Annotated in this window: 12 protein-coding genes; 5 read left to right on the top strand and 7 right to left on the bottom strand. The window is 62.2% G+C overall.

Annotated elements, in window-relative coordinates:
* Window positions 1-35: 35 nt before the first annotated feature.
* Window positions 36-458 (top strand): universal stress protein, encoded by a 423-nt coding sequence (locus tag AADW18_RS08895; protein ID WP_337343014.1) that lies wholly within the window; start codon window positions 36-38, stop codon window positions 456-458.
* A 132-nt stretch (window positions 459-590) separates the two neighbouring features.
* Here the strand turns inward: AADW18_RS08895 and AADW18_RS08890 are convergent, their stop codons facing one another.
* Window positions 591-1,547: a DMT family transporter gene (locus tag AADW18_RS08890; RefSeq protein ID WP_337343013.1), complete on the bottom strand. Its 957-nt coding sequence runs from the start codon at window positions 1,545-1,547 to the stop codon at window positions 591-593.
* A gap of 69 nt (window positions 1,548-1,616) precedes the next feature.
* On the opposite strand from AADW18_RS08890, the gene AADW18_RS08885 reads away from it, so the two are divergent.
* The 3 genes from AADW18_RS08885 (at window position 1,617) to AADW18_RS08875 (ending at window position 4,364) form a co-directional block, all read left to right on the top strand.
* Complete coding sequence (locus AADW18_RS08885) at window positions 1,617-1,988, top strand: TfoX/Sxy family protein (protein ID WP_337343012.1); 372 nt, start codon at window positions 1,617-1,619, stop codon at window positions 1,986-1,988.
* A 204-nt stretch (window positions 1,989-2,192) separates the two neighbouring features.
* On the top strand, window positions 2,193-2,843 hold the full coding sequence (locus AADW18_RS08880) for a Pr6Pr family membrane protein (protein ID WP_337343011.1): 651 nt from the start codon (window positions 2,193-2,195) through the stop codon (window positions 2,841-2,843).
* A gap of 222 nt (window positions 2,844-3,065) precedes the next feature.
* The gene (locus AADW18_RS08875; protein ID WP_337343010.1) at window positions 3,066-4,364 is read left to right on the top strand and encodes an MFS transporter; all 1,299 of its coding nucleotides are present in this window, start codon (window positions 3,066-3,068) and stop codon (window positions 4,362-4,364) included.
* A gap of 39 nt (window positions 4,365-4,403) precedes the next feature.
* Here AADW18_RS08875 and AADW18_RS08870 read toward each other — a convergent pair whose 3' ends face one another.
* The 6 genes from AADW18_RS08870 to AADW18_RS08845 all read right to left on the bottom strand — a co-directional run bounded on the left by AADW18_RS08870 (window position 4,404) and on the right by AADW18_RS08845 (window position 14,943).
* Window positions 4,404-5,228, bottom strand: a complete 825-nt coding sequence (locus AADW18_RS08870; RefSeq protein ID WP_337343009.1) for a DUF72 domain-containing protein — start codon at window positions 5,226-5,228, stop codon at window positions 4,404-4,406.
* Window positions 5,229-5,454: 226 nt separating this feature from the next.
* A complete protein-coding gene (locus tag AADW18_RS08865; protein ID WP_337343008.1) occupies window positions 5,455-6,453 on the bottom strand; it encodes an HD domain-containing phosphohydrolase in 999 nt (332 codons plus the stop codon).
* Between the two features lie 33 nt (window positions 6,454-6,486).
* Window positions 6,487-10,995 carry a PAS domain S-box protein gene (locus AADW18_RS08860; protein WP_337343007.1) on the bottom strand — a complete coding sequence of 1,503 codons (4,509 nt, stop codon included), beginning with the start codon at window positions 10,993-10,995 and terminating at the stop codon, window positions 6,487-6,489.
* 431 nt (window positions 10,996-11,426) lie between these two features.
* Window positions 11,427-11,870: a VOC family protein gene (locus AADW18_RS08855; RefSeq protein WP_337343006.1), complete on the bottom strand. Its 444-nt coding sequence runs from the start codon at window positions 11,868-11,870 to the stop codon at window positions 11,427-11,429.
* A 57-nt stretch (window positions 11,871-11,927) separates the two neighbouring features.
* Window positions 11,928-12,737 (bottom strand): helix-turn-helix domain-containing protein, encoded by an 810-nt coding sequence (locus AADW18_RS08850; RefSeq protein WP_337343005.1) that lies wholly within the window; start codon window positions 12,735-12,737, stop codon window positions 11,928-11,930.
* 394 nt (window positions 12,738-13,131) lie between these two features.
* A complete protein-coding gene (locus AADW18_RS08845) occupies window positions 13,132-14,943 on the bottom strand; it encodes a DUF885 domain-containing protein (protein WP_337343004.1) in 1,812 nt (603 codons plus the stop codon).
* A 339-nt stretch (window positions 14,944-15,282) separates the two neighbouring features.
* Between AADW18_RS08845 and AADW18_RS08840 the strand changes: the two genes are divergently transcribed.
* Window positions 15,283-17,619 carry a TonB-dependent receptor gene (locus AADW18_RS08840; RefSeq protein ID WP_337343003.1) on the top strand — a complete coding sequence of 779 codons (2,337 nt, stop codon included), beginning with the start codon at window positions 15,283-15,285 and terminating at the stop codon, window positions 17,617-17,619.
* The last annotated feature ends 20 nt before the right edge of the window (window positions 17,620-17,639 follow it).

Below are 17,639 nucleotides of genomic sequence, written 5' to 3'. Positions count from 1 at the left end.
CGGCTCATTGCCGCTGCCATCCGCGGAGTACGACGATGAAAATCCTGTTGGCGGTAGACGGTAGCGAAACCGGGCTGAAGGCGGCTCACCATGTGGTGGCCCTGAGCAAATGGTTGAAAGCTGAGCCGACCATCACTTTGTTATATGTCGACCCACCATTGGCGAAGGCCGTTGCCTTGGAACTGGGCGAAGAAGGCTTGGCCGCATACCACGCGGACAATGGTGCGGTGGCGCTGAAGAAGGCCAGGGCCGTGCTGAAGCGAGCCGGTTTGGCTTTCGCCGAACGTCCGTTGGTGGGCGAGCCCGCGGCGACAATTCTCAAGCAGGCCAAATCCAGTCGGGCCGATCTGATCGTGATGGGAACGCACGGACGCGGTGCCCTGAAAAGCCTGATCGTAGGTTCGGTGACGCAGAAGGTTATTTCCAGCAGCGAGATACCGGTGACGGTGGTGCGCTAGGGCTTGTTTTGGAAGCCAAAGCAAATCCCCTCAAACGCCTTACAACGGCCGAATGGCGGGTCATCCCCCTTTAAAAAAGGGGAGGCGAAGCGGAGCATTTCCTGACGTCGGACTTCCAGCTCCAACTCCAGCTCAATCGACCATTCCCTTGGCTTCCGACGTGCCCAGTACTTCGGGGTGCTGCACGTTTTCCCGTGGTTTTTTTCTGCCTAGCAATGGATGGATGAATACCGCGAGGAGAATGATTGCCACGCCCAGATAAAACAGTGGTGTCAGTTCGTGCTGCTCACCCAGCAGCACCATGGCCAGCAGAATGGCGTAGACCGGTTCCAGATTGGTTACCAATTGCACCGAGTAAGCACTGAGATGGCGTAACGCTACCAGCGACAGAGCGAATGGCAGCAGTGTGCAAAGCAGCGACAGCACCAGCAGCAGTGCACCATCTTGCAGCCCTGGAAGGACAAACACGTCGCCGGCGAAAGACGGAAAAATCACTGGCATCAACGGAGCCAGCACGGTCAGCAACAGCGTGCCCGCACCTAGTTCCACACCGGTTACGGTGAGCGGATCGCCATGGTCCACGAGACGCTTGTTCAAAGACCCGAACAATGCCACGAACAAGGCCGACACGGCGCCTACCGCGACGCCGACGCGCATGCTGTCGGGAACGCCGCCCACCACCAATGCCACACCCGGCAGCACCGCCAGGCCGAACGCCAGTTCGCGCGGTGAAAAAGGCCGCTTGGTCAACCAGGGTTCCACCACCGCGGTGAACACCGGTGCCAGCGCGATGCAGGTGGCGGCTACCGAAGCATTGGCCAACTTGATGGCGCCGTAGAACGTCAGCCAGTGCAGCGCTACCAAGGCGCCGATACCGGAATAGGCCAGCACCAGCCGCAGTGGCATGGCTCGCAAGCCGCGCCACACCCGTGGCAGCAGCGCCAGCGCAACGACCACCAGCAGCATGCGCCACCACACCAATGGCAGCGCCGGCATGCTTATCATCTTGCCCAGGATGGCGGTGAACCCCCATAGCAACACGCAGAAATGGATTTGCAGCTGGGCTTTGGAGGTCGGCGTCATCGGCATGTTCGTATTGTCGCCGATGCCGGCTTATGCTGCTCGCCATCAGTGAGAGCCGTTCGGGTGGAGTTCGCAATGGATGACGAATACACGGTTTTTCTGTCGGATCTGTTCGCGGGTCTGGGGCCGGTCGATCTGCGAAGGATGTTCGGCGGCCAGGGGCTGTACCACCAGGACATCATCATCGGCCTGATCGTTGGCGAGGCGTTGTTCCTCAAGACGGATGAGCAGACGCGGCCGCAGTTCCAGGCCGCCGGTGGCGAGCCTTTTGTTTATACGGGCAAAGGTAAACCGGTAACGACAAGTTACTGGTCTCCGCCGGCCGAGGCGTTCGAATCAGCGCAGGACATGCTGCCCTGGGCGCGGCTGGCGTGGGCGGCTGCTTTGCGTGGGGCGGCGCGGAAGCCGGCAAAGCGGAAGCGCTCCCCAGCAAGCGGGCGTTTGTAGAGCGGAGCGCGCCCCGCGATGACGCCGTGTCAGTGGTGATGAGGCCGTCGCAACGGCAGGCGGAAGCGAATAGCCGCTCTTCGCCGTAGAGCGGAGCTTGCTCCGCTGCTGTTCTTCGAGGGGTTCAAGAAAAAGCAGCCGAGCAAGCTCGGCTCTACGAGGGCAATCATGGCATTCTTGGCCGACTCTTCAAGGAGCAAGCGCATGCTGGGCAGTCCGGGAATCGGTGTCGCCGGCCGCGTATTCGCCCTGCTGGTCGCCCTGGTGGCGATGGCGTCGCTGGTCCTGCAGTACGTGTTGATGTTGGGAGTGACGCAAGAGAATCTCGGGGTCGGGCTGGGAACGCTGCGCTACTTCAGCTACTTCACCATCCTCAGCAACATCGCCGTCGTGCTGGTGACGACGCACGCGGTATTGGCACGACCCGGGTTCTTGTCCTCGCTGACCGTGCGCGGTGGCGTCGCGCTGTATATCGCGGTTACCGGCGGAATCTACTTTTTCGTTCTGAGGCATCTGTGGAACCCGCAAGGTGCGCAATGGTGGGCCGACACCGGTCTGCACTACGCCGTGCCATTGTTGTATTTGGCGTGGTGGCTGGGTTGCGCACCGCACGGCGGTTTGTCCGGGCGGCAGGTGCCAATCTGGCTGATCTTTCCCGCGCTTTACGTGTGCTGGGCTTTCCTGCGTGGCGCGTGGGTGCAGGAGTATCCGTATCCCTTCATCGATGTGGCGCAGTTGGGCTGGTCGAAAGTGTTGATCAACTCCGCCGGCATGTTGCTGCTATTCGTGGTGGTGGGCTTGTTATTGGTTGGAGTGGATCGGCTGCTTGGGCGTCGACCCAGGGCGTCGTTGTAGGTCGGCAGCCTGCGCCGTCCCGGCGGTAGGAGCGGCGTCTCGCCGCGGGCTCTTCCTTCAGGTCGCAATAGAAGCGAAAAGCGCTTCAACGGCGAAGCTGGTCAAAGCTCGCGCCGGGACGGCACTCCTACAAAGGCCTGGTGGCCGCTCCCACGTGGACGGGCTGGACGATATGGAACGGACATGCGATGTTCGCGCGGTTTTTGATGTCGGCGGAGACCAATGACGAGCGTTATTGAGAATGGGGCCAACAGGCCCTTCAATCGCGGCGACGCCAAGACGCTGGCGTTGTCCGCGCTGGGCGGGGCGCTGGAGTTCTACGACTTCGTCGTCTTCGTCTTTTTTACCCAGGCACTGAGCCAGCTGTTCTTTCCCGCAGGCACTGCGCCGTGGTTGTCGCAACTGCAGGTCTACGGCATCTTCGCCGCTGGCTATCTGGCGCGTCCGCTGGGTGGAATCGTGATGGCGCATTTCGGCGATCTGGTCGGGCGCAAACGCATGTTCACCCTCAGCGTGTTGCTGATGTCGGTACCGACGTTGCTGATCGGCTTGTTGCCGACGTACGCGCAGATTGGAGTGCTGGCGCCGGTGCTACTGCTGGTGCTGCGCGTCCTGCAAGGTATCGCCGTGGGTGGCGAAGTGCCGGGTGCCTGGGTCTTCGTGGCCGAACACGTGCCGCGCGGCCGTATCGGCTTTGCCTGCGCCACGCTCACGGCGGGATTGACCGCCGGGATTCTGATCGGTTCGTTGCTGGCGGCGTGGATCAATACCCGATTTACCCAACCAGAGGTGTTGCAGTGGGTGTGGCGAGTGCCGTTCCTGTTGGGTGGGGTGTTCGGTTTCATCGCCGTCTGGCTGCGTCGCTGGTTGCATGAAACGCCCGTGTTTGCAGAAATGCGCGAGCGGCGGCAACTGGCGCAAAGTCTGCCTGTGAAGCAGGTGCTGGCTCATCACCGTGGCGCAGTGGCTATTTCCATGCTGGTGTCCTGGCAGCTGACTGCCGCGATCGTGGTGGTGATCTTGATGACGCCGACGTTGGCGCAGACGCTGTTCCAGGTGCCGCCAGCACTGGTCTTTCGCGGCAACAGCATGGCGACCTTGTCGCTGATATTCGGCTGTTTGGCCGCGGGTTGGGCCGTGGACCGCTTCGGCGTGGCGCGCTCGCTACTGACTGGCTCGTTGGCCTTGGCCGGCTGTACCTATGCTCTGTATCTGTATCTTGCCTCTGGCGGCGGACAGCACTTCGTTGCCCTGTACGCGTTGGCGGGATTCTTCTGCGGCGTCGTGGGTGTAGTGCCGGCGCTGATGGTAGCGGCGTTTCCGCCGGTGATCCGCTTCTCGGGATTATCGTTTTCCTACAACGTGGCTTATGCCGTTTTTGGCGGATTGACGCCGCCACTGATCGGCTATCTGTCGAAGGCGTTGGGCGGCCTGGCTCCGGCGCACTACGTTGCGTTTACCTGCTTGGTCGGCATGAGTGTGTCGGTATATCTGATCGCACGGCGTCCACCGGCGTACTGAAACATTCATCGGTCACGCGCGCTCTGTCGCGCGTGTGCTTCACGCATCCTCCAGTCGCTTCAGTAGCGCCATCGCGGCGGCTGGGTTGCGTTCTTTCGCGCTACTGATGAAATAGATGAAGACTTCGCGCTTCGCCGATGGTGCGGCCGGACCGATGTGCGGCAGGTCTTGCGGGTCGCCGCCGGCTGCCCATTCCGTGGCGCGTTTCGCCCATTGGTCCAGGTCGGGATTGGGATAGCCGGTACTGATAGGACGGGAACGCATCAGCCGGGCATATACGAAATCGCTGGTGAGGTCGGCGAAGGAAGGATGTTCGTCCGAATCGGTGAATACCGTTGCCACGTCGTGGCGCCGCGCCAGCGCCAGTAGTTCGTTGTCGATGACGGCGTGATCGCGGAGCTCCAGGGCGTGGCGCAAACGGTGGCGGCCTGACTTGCGTGGGAGCGACTGCAGGAAGCCCGCCAAGTCGTCCCGGTCGACCTTGCGGCCCTTTTCGAATTGCCAAACCAATGGACCAAGCTTGTCGCCCAGTTCGCTGATACCACCAATGAAGTCCTCGATCTGCGCCTGCGCGCCGGCCAATGAGCGCGCCTGCATGATGCGCTTGGGCGCCTTGGCGGAGAACACGAAATCCTCCGGCGCTTCATCGCGCCATTTCGCATAGGTGGCTGGCTTTTGCGTACCGTAGTAGGTGCTGTTGATCTCAATCGCGGTGACGTGGCGGCTCGCGTACTCCAATTCACGCCGCTGCACCAAGCCGGCGGGGTAGAAGTTGTCGCGCCAGGGCGCGAAGTTCCAACCGCCGATACCCACGCGGATGCCGTGAGCGGGGATGTTTTTTTGGGTGGAGAACAGATCGCTCATCGTTGGCGCGGAATCGGACGAGAGGAAAGGGGCTTAGATCATACCGGCGATATCGTGGATTCGCTGTCCAATTCCCGTGTTGTTCTTCTTGGGTGAAGCAAGCGCTTGCCTACCTACGTTTGTGTCAAATCGCCGCCGCAATCCGCATGACGACTTCGGTGATTTCACGGGTGATAGATAGCTGAGATTGGACACCGATCAGACTTCCAAGGACGGGCAATCTGATTCAAGCCATCTGGTCCCGTGCCTGATCATCCCAATATTCCTTGATGGCAAGAATGTTGGGCAGGATCTCCCGGAATGCCGAAACCAGGCGTGCATCCAGGTGGCTGCCGGCGGCGGACTCCAAGGCTTCCATGGCACGGTCCAACGGCCAGGCCTCCTTGTAAGGGCGCCGCGTGGTCAGTGCGTCGAACACGTCGGCGACGGCGACGATACGTGCCGACTCGGGGATGTCTTCGCGTGCCAATCCATTCGGGTAGCCTCCTCCGTCCCAACGCTCGTGATGATAGAGCGACACTTCAGCGGCCAGCTGGAACAGTGGCGCTTCGCTTTTGCTCAGGATTTCATAGCCGATACGCGGGTGGGTCTTCATGATCTTCCACTCGTCTTCGTCCAGTTTGGCGGGCTTCTTGAGAATGGCGTCGGGGATGCCGATCTTGCCAGTGTCGTGCATCGGCGCGGCTTGTTCGAGCAGGGCGGCACGTTCCTGGTCCCAGCCCACGGCGACGGCCAGCGCGCGCGCGTAGGCGGCCATGCGCCAGATATGCGTGCCGGTGTCGGTGTCGTTGTAGTGGCCAGCCATGCCCAGCATCTGGATAGCGTCGCGATAGCTTCTGTTCAACGCCGAGGCGCGCACCAGCGATAGGTGCGTGCGTACCCGAGCGCGCAGGATGTAGGGCGATACCGGCTTGGCGATGTAATCCACGCCGCCTGACGCGAAGCCCTCGCGCTCGTCCACTTCCTTGTCCAGGGACGTCACGAAGATGATGGGAATGTGCTCGGTCTTGAGATCGCCTTTCAGCGTGTTGGCCACCGTGTAGCCATCGATATCCGGCATGTCGACGTCCAGCAGAATCAGCGAAGGCACGTGCTTGGCGGCGGCCTGCAGCGCCTCGACGCCGTTGCGCGCGAAGACCAGCCTGTATTCCTCCTGCAACACCTGGCGGATCAGCGCGAGATTATTGGGCTCGTCGTCGACACAGAGGATAGGGCGATTGGGCATAGGAGCTCCTTGGCGCGCTGGATTGCTGTCTGGCTATGTGGCGGCTTCTGGATCGACGATGGCTTCGCCCGGCAACGCGGCCAACCAGTCCTTCACCACGGTTTCGGCCGAGCGGAAGTCGAATTCATCGATGCATTTCTGCAGTCGGCGCAATCGCTCAGGAGGAACCAATCCGTTCAACGGCGTCAACCGCGGCTCGATCTGCGTTGGATCGTCGCTATCCAGTGACTGCAGCAATGTCCGCAGGTATTGGCGAAGCTGAGGCGCGTTCTCCGCGGCGAAAGGTTTGTCTTCAGCGGGCGAAGCCGCGTCAGGGACCGTAGCCGCCCCGGCATAGCTGGCGATGTCCGCCAACGTCTCGCGCAACGCCAGCTGCAGTGCCTCCAGCAAGTCGGATACATCGCCACTGCCGTGCAGCGCCGTCTCCAGTTCCGCGGTGATGGACGCCACGGTGGGTAGCGCCAGTGATCCGGCGGCACCGCGCATCTTGTGCACATAGGACGCGGCGGCATCCCGCTCGCCGCGGTGGAGATGGTCACCGATCTCCTGCGCCGCATGCGGGTAATTCCTGCCGAATTGAGCCAGGTATTTCCGGTACGGGGCTTCTTCTCGCCAATAGGCCAAGCCGCGCTGCACGTCCAGCAACTGTGGGTCCGGCCCTTCTTCGTCGGCCACCGCGGGTACGTCGTCCGCGTTCTCGATCGTCAGCTCCAACGGCGACGCATGATGGGGGCGGGGCGGGCTCAGGCGAACGATCACGTCCACCAATTCGTCCACCTCGAAAGGCTTGGCGACGAACGCATTCATGCCGGCAGCCAATGCCGCCTCCTGTTGGCGCTTGAAGGCGCCAGCGGTCAATGCGACGACTGGCAGATGCGCCATGGCAGGAATCTGCCGGATGCGCCGGGTCGCCTCGTAGCCATCCATCTCGGGCATCTGCACGTCCATCAGGATCACCTGGAAGCGCCCTGGACCGCTGGCGATGCAGTCGAGCGCATCGCGGCCGTCGCTGGCCAGTTCCACCAGCGCGCCTTCGCTTTCCAGTATCCGCTGCGCGACCTCCCGGTTGATGTCGCTGTCGTCGACTACCAGCAGGTGCATGCCGCTCAATCGCTGCGCGTGCCGGGGACCGCGCTTGCGCGGGGCGGCGTGGCGGCCGCGCTTGGCCAGCGAATCCATGATGACGTTGAACAGCGAGGACGCGGTGGCGGGCTTGGTGAGCACCGCATCGATGACGTCTCCTTTCAGATTCTGCTCCAGCAGTTTCCTTTCGTGCGCGGTCACCATGATGATGATGGGCTGGCGTTGCGTGCCGGCCTGCTTGCGGATGGCTTCGGCGGCGGCCAATCCGTCCACCTGGGGCATCTGCCAATCCAGCAGGATGATGTCGTAGCGATCGGCGGCATCGCTGTGCTCATTGGTGTCGTGTGCGGCTGCGGCGATCGCCGCTTCGCCCGAGTCGACCGCCTGCACGCTCCAGCCAAAGCTCTGGATGATCGCGACCAGATTGTCGCGCGCCAGATCGTGGTCGTCGGCCACCAGCACCTGGTGCGGTAGTTCGCGGTCGTTGTCCGGTCCGAAGGATTCGTCCGGCTCCACCGAAATGACGAACGAGAATTCGCTGCCGCGTCCCGGCTCGCTGTCTACCCGCAGTTCGCCTCCCATCAGGTTCACCAGCCGTCGGCTGATGGTCAGGCCCAGTCCACTGCCGCCGAAATTGCGGGTGGTGGAAGTATCCACCTGGTTGAAGGCCGAGAAGATGAGGTCCTGCTTCTCCTTGGGAATGCCGATACCGGTATCGCGCACCGAGAACTCCAGGCTGACTTTTCCCACTTCGCTGGTTTTCAGGCGGCGCACGGCCAGCATCACTTCGCCACGTTCGGTGAACTTGATGGCGTTGCCCACCAGGTTGATCAGCACCTGCCCAAGACGCAACGCATCGCCCTTCAGGCAGCGCGCACCGGGTGGCGGTGGCGACACCACCATCTCCACCGGTTTGGTGCCCACCGCGGACGACATCAGCGTGGCCATGTTCTCCAGTACTTCGCCCAGGTCGAACGGTTCGTTCTCCAGCTCGATCCGGCCAGCTTCTATCTTGGAGAAATCCAGCACGTCGTTGATGATGGCCAGCAGGGAGCGCGCCGAGCTGTTGATCTTGCGCGCCATGTCCTGGGCGGCCGGTGGAAGTTCGCTTTTCTCCAGCAGGTAAACCATGCCCAGGATGGCATTCATGGGCGTGCGGATCTCGTGGCTCATGTTCGCCAGGAAATCGCTTTTGTAGCGATTGGCGCTTTCCGCCGCGCTCATCGCCTGGTGCAACTGCTGCTCCCTGGATTTGCGTTCGGTCAGATCGACGGCAACGCGCAGATGACCGATGACTTCGCCGTCTTCGCCGCGCAGCGTGCTGAGGGTCAGCAGCACCGGCAGCCGCGAGCCATCTTTGCGGACGAAGATCCATTCATCGGTGTCGCCTTTTTCAGAACGGGCATCAACGACTTCCGGAAATGGGTGGGTGCGCGCGGTCAGTTCGCCAGGGTCGTGAATCGCGGCGACCGTTCGGTGGCCGATTACCTCGTCCGCGCGATAGCCCAGCATGGCTTCGGCAGCCGGATTGAACAGGGTGATGGTGCCGTGGTTGTCGGTAGCGATGATCGCGTAGCCGGCATGGGCCAGGATGGCGCGTTGCAACAGCGAGTAGGTCTGGATCTGCGCAGTACGCTCCGCCACCTGCTGTTCCAGCGTCGCATTCAACTCCATCACGTGCGCTTCGGCGCGCTTGCGCTCGGAGATGTCGATGATGGAAGCCAGCGCGTATCTGCCATCGGAGGTCTCGATGGGATTAAGCCCGATTTCCACAGGCACCAGCGTGCCATCGTGACGAAGTCCGAACAGATCGCGACCGGCGCCCATGGGGCGTGTTTCCGGCTGTTGGAAATAGCGACGTATATAGTCGCCGTGATGGCCGTGCACCGAAGGCGGCAGCAGCTTGGAGATGTGGCAGCCGACCAGTTCGCGGCGCGGCCAGCCGAACAGTTCCTCTGCTTTGCGGTTGGCCAGCGCCATCACGCCGTCCTGATCGATCATCAGCATCGCGCTGGGAGACGCCTCCACGACCAGCCGGAAGCGTTCCTCCGCGCGCAGCCGGTCGGTGATGTCGTGCAGGATATGCGACACGCCGACGATGCTTCGGTTTCTGCCAGGAATCGGGGATGCGCTGACCAGCACGTCGATAAGATGTCCGCTGCGGTGCCGGCGTTGGCTGGTGAAACTTGCCACCGTCTGCCCCGACAGGATTTCCCCGAGCAGATCGTGGTGGTCCGCCTGCTCCGCTGGTGGTGCGATCAGTTCACGTAGCGGCTGGCCGATCGCATCCGACGGCGAATAACCGAACATGCGCTCGGCGGCGCGATTCCAATGAGTTATCACGCCATGGGTGTCCTCCGCGAGAATCGCATCGCTTGAGCTTTCCACCAGCGCCGCCATGCGGGCCTGGTCGAGCGACACTTGGTAGCGGCGCTGCCGGTTCAACAGGAAAAAATACACCAGGGCCGAGACCAGCAACGCTATCGCCGCGATGGCGCCGCCGACCGCGCCAGGCGATGTCTGATTGAGGCCGGCGACGAACGAAGGCCGGGCTTTGATTCCCAACTGCCACTGTTGGCCATACGCGGTGATCGGCTGCCGGTCAGTCAGGCCGGACGCCGGGGGTTGCTGGTAGTCACGGGTGAAATAGAACGGCGCCTTGGGCGGTGGGGTGTCCCTATCCCATAACGCCAGGGAGTAGTCACTTTCCGCCAAGTCGAAATCGTGGAGCACTTCGTCGATGCTGATGGGTGCGAACGACCATCCGAAGGTGGATTGCCAGCGTTGCTCAGGCGTGTCGGTCGCGGCACCGGCGCGATAAATGGGCAGCAACAGCAGAAAGCCATGGAGGGGCTTGGATGCGTTCTGCACCAGCGTGATGGGTTCGGTCAGGGTTGGCATACCGCTGCGCGCCGCCTGGATCGCTGCGGAGCGGCGATTGGCTTCCGAGGCGATGTCCAGACCGATCGCCTCGCGATTGCTGCTTTCAGGTTCGATGTAGCGAATGACAAAGCGGTCGTTGTCGTGTGGCGCAATGTGTTGAATGGCGAACGCCGGCGTGCCGTCCAGGCGAGCCATTTCCAGGAATGCGTTTTCCTCCGCGCGCAGGACGTGGTGGATATAGCCATAGCCGCGTACACCGGGAAATTCGCGTTTGTAGTCGCGCGACTGGCTGTATTCGCGGAAACGTTCGCGGGTGACGGATTCGCCACCCGCGGCGATAACCGCGCCGCGTGCTCCACGCAATCCGGTTTCGTAGATGCTGATGCGCGTCTTCAGTTCGCCGGCGACGCGGTGGCTCAGTGCCTGGAAACGAGCCTGGCGTTCCTCGCCGTTGCTGCGATCCAGTTGAAGACCCGCCAACACGGCGATCCCCAATCCGACCAGCAATACGAGCAGCGCATATCGCTTCGGGCCCGCCGTGGCGCCGGATGCGGCTTCTCCTTGATGTTTCCCCATACGCTTCAGCCCCGGTGATCAGTGCATCCTGTTCCGATCCCACAATCGCCGCGACATCACGGCAGCTGTGGAGGTTCCAACTGGAGGCTCAGCGAAAGCTCGATCGCTTGTTTCGCATTCTCAGCGCTGCGACTTGGCAGCGTGCCGGATGTGTGCAGCCTTTCCCTGGGGGCGGTCAGGCCAAGACGTGTCGGGCGGATCGTTGAACCGTATTCCCCTTGCGGTCCTTCTTGAACGTGCCGTGTCGCTGGCAGGAACAATGTCGCTGCAGCGGCGCCATGATGTCGGGCCGAATGTAAGTCACATTTGCGGGCAACACAAGGTTGCTCGCACCCTCACGATGGTGAACAAAACGCGGTTTTTTGCCCTGTGGATGGGCCGCTCATCCGCCGGCTTCCACTCGCGGACCTCACGCACGGGGACGCCGCGACTCAAGACCCAGCGGTTTCGTCTTTCCAGGGGTCGTAGCTACCGAACCACCAAAGATGGCCTTCCAGATCGCGACAGCCGTAGCCGCGGCCACCGTAATCCTGGTCCGCGATCTCGATGACGATCTCGGCGCCCGCGGCCTTGGCGCGGGCGTAGTGCGCATCGGCGTCGGCAACTATCACGCAGGGGCCCTGTGTCTGCTTCATGCCGATGGAGGCGGGTTGCACGATATGGTTCGTCCATTCGCTGCCTGCGTCGCCGGCCGAGCTCAGCATGATCATGCCGTTGCCGAAGGTCAGCTGCGCGTGGTGGACGGTATCGGCATCGGCGTATACCGCGCGGCGCTCGAAGCCGAAGGCATTGCAGAGCCAATCGATCGCGACATGCGCTTTGCGATAACGGAGGCAGGGAATGATGGTGGCGGTGGTATCGGCGGCGAGCGTCATGGCGTTCTCCTCTGATCGGTGGGCTGCCGGATGCGGAACGGTCAGTCCCGGTTGCGTTCATTGCAGTGGGATATGGCGGTTCCAATAGCCTTGGCGAGCGAACTCCGTGGGCGACATGGCGCAGAACTCGCGGAATTCGTGCGACAGATGGGCCTGGTCGAAGTAGCCGCACTCCAGCGCGATATCGGCCCAGTCGCGTTCGCTGATCGCAGAGGCGCGCGCCACTACGCGGTGAAAGCGCTGGACGCGCAGGTAGCGCTTTGGCGTCATGCCGACGTGGTGGCGGAACTGTTCGCCCAAACTGCGCGATGAGACGCCCAGTTCACGCGCGGTGGACACCAGCGTGGCCATGGCCGGCCTGTGTTCCAATGCCGTCAGTGCATGCGTGACGCAGGTAGGAATCGCATGCGCGGTAGAGCATCGTCGCGCCAGCCAGTTCAGAAGCGTTCGCAAGCGGCGCGATGCGGTCCCGGCTTCCAGCAACCGTTCGCGAAGATAGCCGGCTTCGCTACCGGCAAGGTCTTCCAGGTTTACGCAGCGATTGACCAGCGCATCCATGCGTTCTCGAAAAAAACCGGCGGCCGCGCCCGGACGGAATACGACGCCCATCACCGCCACCTGTTCGCGCGTGTCGATGATGCTGCTGAGGTTGCGTGGACCATCCAATGCCGCACCGAGATAGCGGTGGCATTGGTGGTTTTCGTCATAAACGCGCGATTCGTCTTCAGACAGATTGATGACCAATGCGGCATTGGGCATCGGCAGGAGCCGCTCCAACGCATCGGCCCGGGACGGGGCTTCCCAGTCCCAGACCTGTTGCACCACGCCGGTTAGCGGCGCGGTCGGAACCATGGAAACAAAGTTCATGGCGGTGCCCGAAGCGGTTTGCCGCAGGATAGCCGAATGCGGTGAAGCGGGTGTTTATCGGGGCAGGTCGGCGTTGCGGGTCGCCTTGTAGGAGCGGCGATTGCTTCTGTAGGAGCGGCGTCCCGCCGCGAGCTCTTCCGTCAGGTCGCCATAAAACCAGGAGCAATTGAAGCGCGAGCGTTCGCCATCCGGACGCGCTGCGGCGCGCTCTTGATCGTGCACGTCGATGGCCTTCGGGGGCGCGGAGCGGCGTCCCGCCGCGAGCTTTGACCAGCTTCGTTGTTGAAGAGCTTTTCGCTTTCACCGCGATCTGGTGGGAAGAGCTCGCGGCGGGACGCCGCTCCTACAAAAGCGACACGCGTGAAGCCGGCGGTTTTGCCGCCGGCTTCATGGCTTACTTGATCGGCTCGTCCAACATCAACTGACGGACGAAACGCACCGGCGGCGCGCCGTAGGACAGCACCTGGTCGTGGTAGGCCTTGAGGTTGAACTGGTCGCCCTGCTTGGCTTCCATCGCCTTGCGCAGATCGAAGTGCTCCTGCGCACCGACGAAGTAGGTGGGCAGCTGCGCGGACGTCAGCTGGGCGCGGCGCCATTTGCCTTCGGCTTCCGACTGCTGCTGGAAGGTCTGGCGGACCATCAGGTCGAGCGCCTGTTCACGCGTCCAATTGTCGACTTGCACACCCTGGTCGAGAATGGCGTTGGCGATGCCGCGCAGGTAGAACTTCAGCTGCACCAGGCGGAACAGCGGATCGTTATCCAGATAGCCTGCGTCGGTCATCATCTTCTCGGTATAGACCGCCCAGCCTTCGGCGAACATGCCCGAGCGCAGCACCGCGCGCAGCATCGATGGGAACTTGGCCGAGTGCCAGCCTTCCAGATAGTGGCCTGGCGTGCCTTCGTGGATGCTGAGCAGGTGGATCATGCGACTGTTGTATTCGCGCAGGAACGAATCCACTTGTTGCTGGTTCCAGTCTTCGGGAATCGGCGAGACCGCGTAGAACGTCTTCAGGTGCTTGTCCAACGGGCCCGGCGAATCGCAATAAGCCACCGCCACGCCGCGCTGGAACTCCGGCATCTCGATGATTTCGACCGGAGCATCGGGCAGCGTGACCAAGTCTTTGCTGCGGACGAATTCCGTGGCCGTGGCCAGCGCGGCCTCTGCTTCGGGCACTACCTTGTCGCGCGCGGGACGCTCGGCGTAGGCCAGCTCCAATGCTGCTTCGATGACCTTCTGTTGTTCGTCCGCGCTCGGCGCGTCGGGCGCGTTGGGAGCGTTCGGCTTGTCCTTCAGCACGGTGCGGGCAATGCCATACATTTCTTCGCGCACGCGCTTGAGTTCGCCTTCGGCGCGTTGCTTGATGTCGGCGCGCGACAGCGATGAGAGCAGCGCGAACTGCAACTTCTGATCGTACAATTTCGCGCCGATACGGAAATCGCCCTTGGCATTGGGAACCAGCGTCTTGTCCAGCCAGGCCTGGTGTTCGGAGACGGCTTTCTTCAGTGTTTCCGTTGCCGCTTCGAGGCGTTGGCGGTCAGCTTCCGGGAGCTCCTTCACGTGCGGGGTGATGAAGGTGTCGACGATGCTCAAGAGGCCGGCGTTCTGCTTGGCCACGGTTTCGGCGTGCGGCTTGGGCACTCGCGCCGGGTCCAGGTTCTCGCGCGCCTGCGCAAGCAGAGCAGGAATCTTTTCCATGCGGGCGGTGGCCGACTTCAGGCGGTCTGGCAGCGGCGCGAACTCGCGCGCCATCAGGCCGTATAGTGCGCCGCCGGCCAGGTTGTTATAGACCTGCGGGTCCCAGGCCCAGCTTTGCAGGGTTTCGGTACTCCAGACGTCGTATTGCAACTGGTTGCGCAAGATCGCCGCGTCCACCTGGTTCTCGCGCGAAAGCTGCGCAACATCCAGTGCGTCGAGCTCGGCCAGCATCTTCTTGCCGAACTCCAGGCCTTTCTGCCGGCCGGTGGCACTTAGGTCGTCCAGTTCACCGTCGTAGCGATGCTCGCCAATCTGGGTAGCGCTGACGGGCGAGAGCTGCAGCCAGCCCTCCAGTGCGCGCTTGGACAGATCCGAGAAACCGGCGTCGGCCGCCGCAGTGGACTCGGCGGTTGCAGGCGAGGCACCGGTGGCGGATGCGGCGGGGGACTCGGCTTTCTGGCAGGCTGCCAAGGAGGTAAGAAGAGCGACGGCAAGCAGGCTTTTGCGCATGGGATTCTCGTTGCTGTGCAGCAGGGAACGCCAAGCATAAAGACTGGGGCATGCATGCGCATCTGCCATCCGTTACCCTTGCGCAAACACGCATGCGGCGGTAAATGAAGCCAGCCAAATAACGAATTGGCACGCTCTGCGATGCGGCGGTAAACACGATTACGTTCGGGTGGAGGGTCCCGCTGCCGACTGGACGCTATGGACAAGCCAAGCGTAGATTCCGGGACCAGGCCGTGTTGCGCCCCCTCTTTTTTACTTCACTGATCCAAGGGCTCTTGTATGCGAAGGAATCGGCTTTATACCGTTTTGAATCTGGCGTTGATGCTTCCGTTGTACGGAATGACCACCGCTGTGTCGGCGCAGGAAGCGTCCACGGGAGAGGAGGGCTCGGAGGCCAAGACGCTGGACCAGGTCACGGTGTTGGGTTCGCGGCGCGTGGAGCGCTCTTCGGATACCCAGACGCCGGTGCCGGTGGATGTGATCCCGATGGAGAAGCTGGCCGAACAGGGCGCGCAGTTCGATCTGGCGCAGACGCTGCAGTACACCGCGCCGTCGTTTACCTCCACTCGCCAGACCGGTGCTGATGGCGCCGACCTGATTGACGGCGCCGCACTGCGCGGTCTCGGCTCCGACCAGACGCTGGTACTGGTCAACGGCAAGCGCCGGCATACGGTGTCGCTGGTCAACATCTACGGCGCTCGCAATCGCGGCAATACCGGTACCGACTTGAACTCGATTCCGGTGCTGGCCATCGACCGCGTGGAAGTGCTGCGCGATGGTGCTGCAGCGCAGTACGGTTCCGATGCCATTGCCGGCGTGATGAACATCGCGTTGAAGCGCCGCCCCGGTTGCGAGAGCGTGCTGGGCTGGGGTGAGTATTCGCGTGGCGACGGCGAGAACTGGTTGGCGTCGGCGTACTGCGGGTTGGAGATGTCCAATGGAGGTCATTTCGCCATCACCGGCGAATGGCAGGATCGCGATCGCTCCAATCGCACCACCGCGGAAAATCCGCTGCGCATCATCGGCGACAGCCAGGTGGAGAACCGTACGCTCTACATCAACGGCGATATTCCGCTGGGTGACGTGGCGGAGTTCTATTTCACCGCCGGCATGCAGAGCCGCGACGCATCATCGGCCGCGTTCGCGCGCGGTGGCGTGGGTTCGGACGATATTCCTTCGCGCAACTCCGAAGCGATGTATCCCAACGGTTTCGTGCCCTTTATCGACGGCGATCTGCAGGACCGCTATTCCATCGTTGGCCTGCGCGGCGATGCGGGCGAATGGCATTGGGACCTGTCGCATACGTTCGGCTACAACGAGTTGCGCTACACCATCAACAACACGCTCAATGCTTCCATCGCCAATCTGGACCTGTTGACCGGCGGTGCGGGCACTAGCCCGAGCAGCTTCGACGCCGGTGGTTTCTCATTCAAGCAGAACACCACGAACTTCGATGTGTCGCGCTATTTCGATGGCGTGCTCAACGGCATGAATGTCGCCTTCGGTCTAGAGCACCGCGACGAGAACTATCGCATCCGTGCGGGTGAAGCGGGTTCGTACATCGACGTCGACGGTCCGGATGGCGGCAACCCGGGCAGCCAGGGTTTCCCGGGTTTCCAGCCCAGCGACGTGACCAACCGTAGCCGTGAGGCCTGGGCGGGCTACGTGGATGTGGAACTCGATTTCACCGATCGCTTCATGGCCAGCGTGGCGGCCCGCTATGAGGACTACAGCGACTTCGGTTCCACCCTGGACGGCAAGGTCGCGGCGGCGTTCCGCGCCAGCGACACATTGCTGCTGCGGGGTTCGGTCAGCACCGGCTTCCGTGCGCCATCGCTGCAGCAGAAGTACTTCTCTTCCACCATCACCGATTTCATCAGTGGCGAAGCAGTGGATGTGGTGATCGCGTCGAACGACAGCGAACTGGCGCGTGCGGCGGGCGTTCCCAATCTGGTCGAGGAGACCTCGCGCGGTTACACCCTGGGGCTGACCTGGCAGCCGCGCGACAACCTGTCGCTGACGCTGGATGCGTACCGCATCGACATCGACGACCGCATCGTGTTGAGCGGCGATTTCGACACCAGCGATCCGGATATCGGCCCAATCCTGGAAGACCTGGGCGTGGGTTTGGCGCGTTTCTTCTTCAACGCGGTGGACACCCGTACCGAAGGCGTGGACCTGACGCTTTCGCACGACATGGCGCTGGGCGAGGGCAAGCTGTCGAGCTATCTGGGCGTCAACTACAGCAAGACCGAAGTGACCAACGTGAATTTGCCTGCGGGTTTCGAAGGGCGTGAAGAAGTGGTGCTGCCCGAACGCGACCGCTTGTTCGTGGAAAATGGTGCGCCACGCAGCAAGGCAGTGCTGGGCTTCGACTATGAGTGGGACAAGTGGAACACCAATCTGAAAGTGATCCATTTCGGCAAGCAGACGCTGGGCACGTTCTCCGGCCCGCCGGTGCCCAATCAGCGCTACGCCGCCAAGACATCGGCAGACCTCAGCCTGACGTACAGCTTCACCGAGAATGCCAAATTGACGGTGGGCGGCGCGAATATCTTCGATGTGTTCCCGACGCGTCAGGACCCGAACGAAACCGACAACGGGCATATCTATGAGAGCCTGCAGTTCGGTTTGAATGGCCGGGCTTACTTTGCAAGGTTTTGGTATAGGTTTTGAGGTGTAGAGCGGAGTTCGCT

Origin of the sequence: Pseudoxanthomonas sp. CCNWLY206-1, assembly GCF_039710385.1 — a bacterium.
Taxonomy (GTDB): domain Bacteria; phylum Pseudomonadota; class Gammaproteobacteria; order Xanthomonadales; family Xanthomonadaceae; genus Pseudoxanthomonas_A.
The sequence above is the reverse complement of the archived record's forward strand: the minus strand, read 5'-3'. Positions and strand labels throughout refer to the sequence as shown.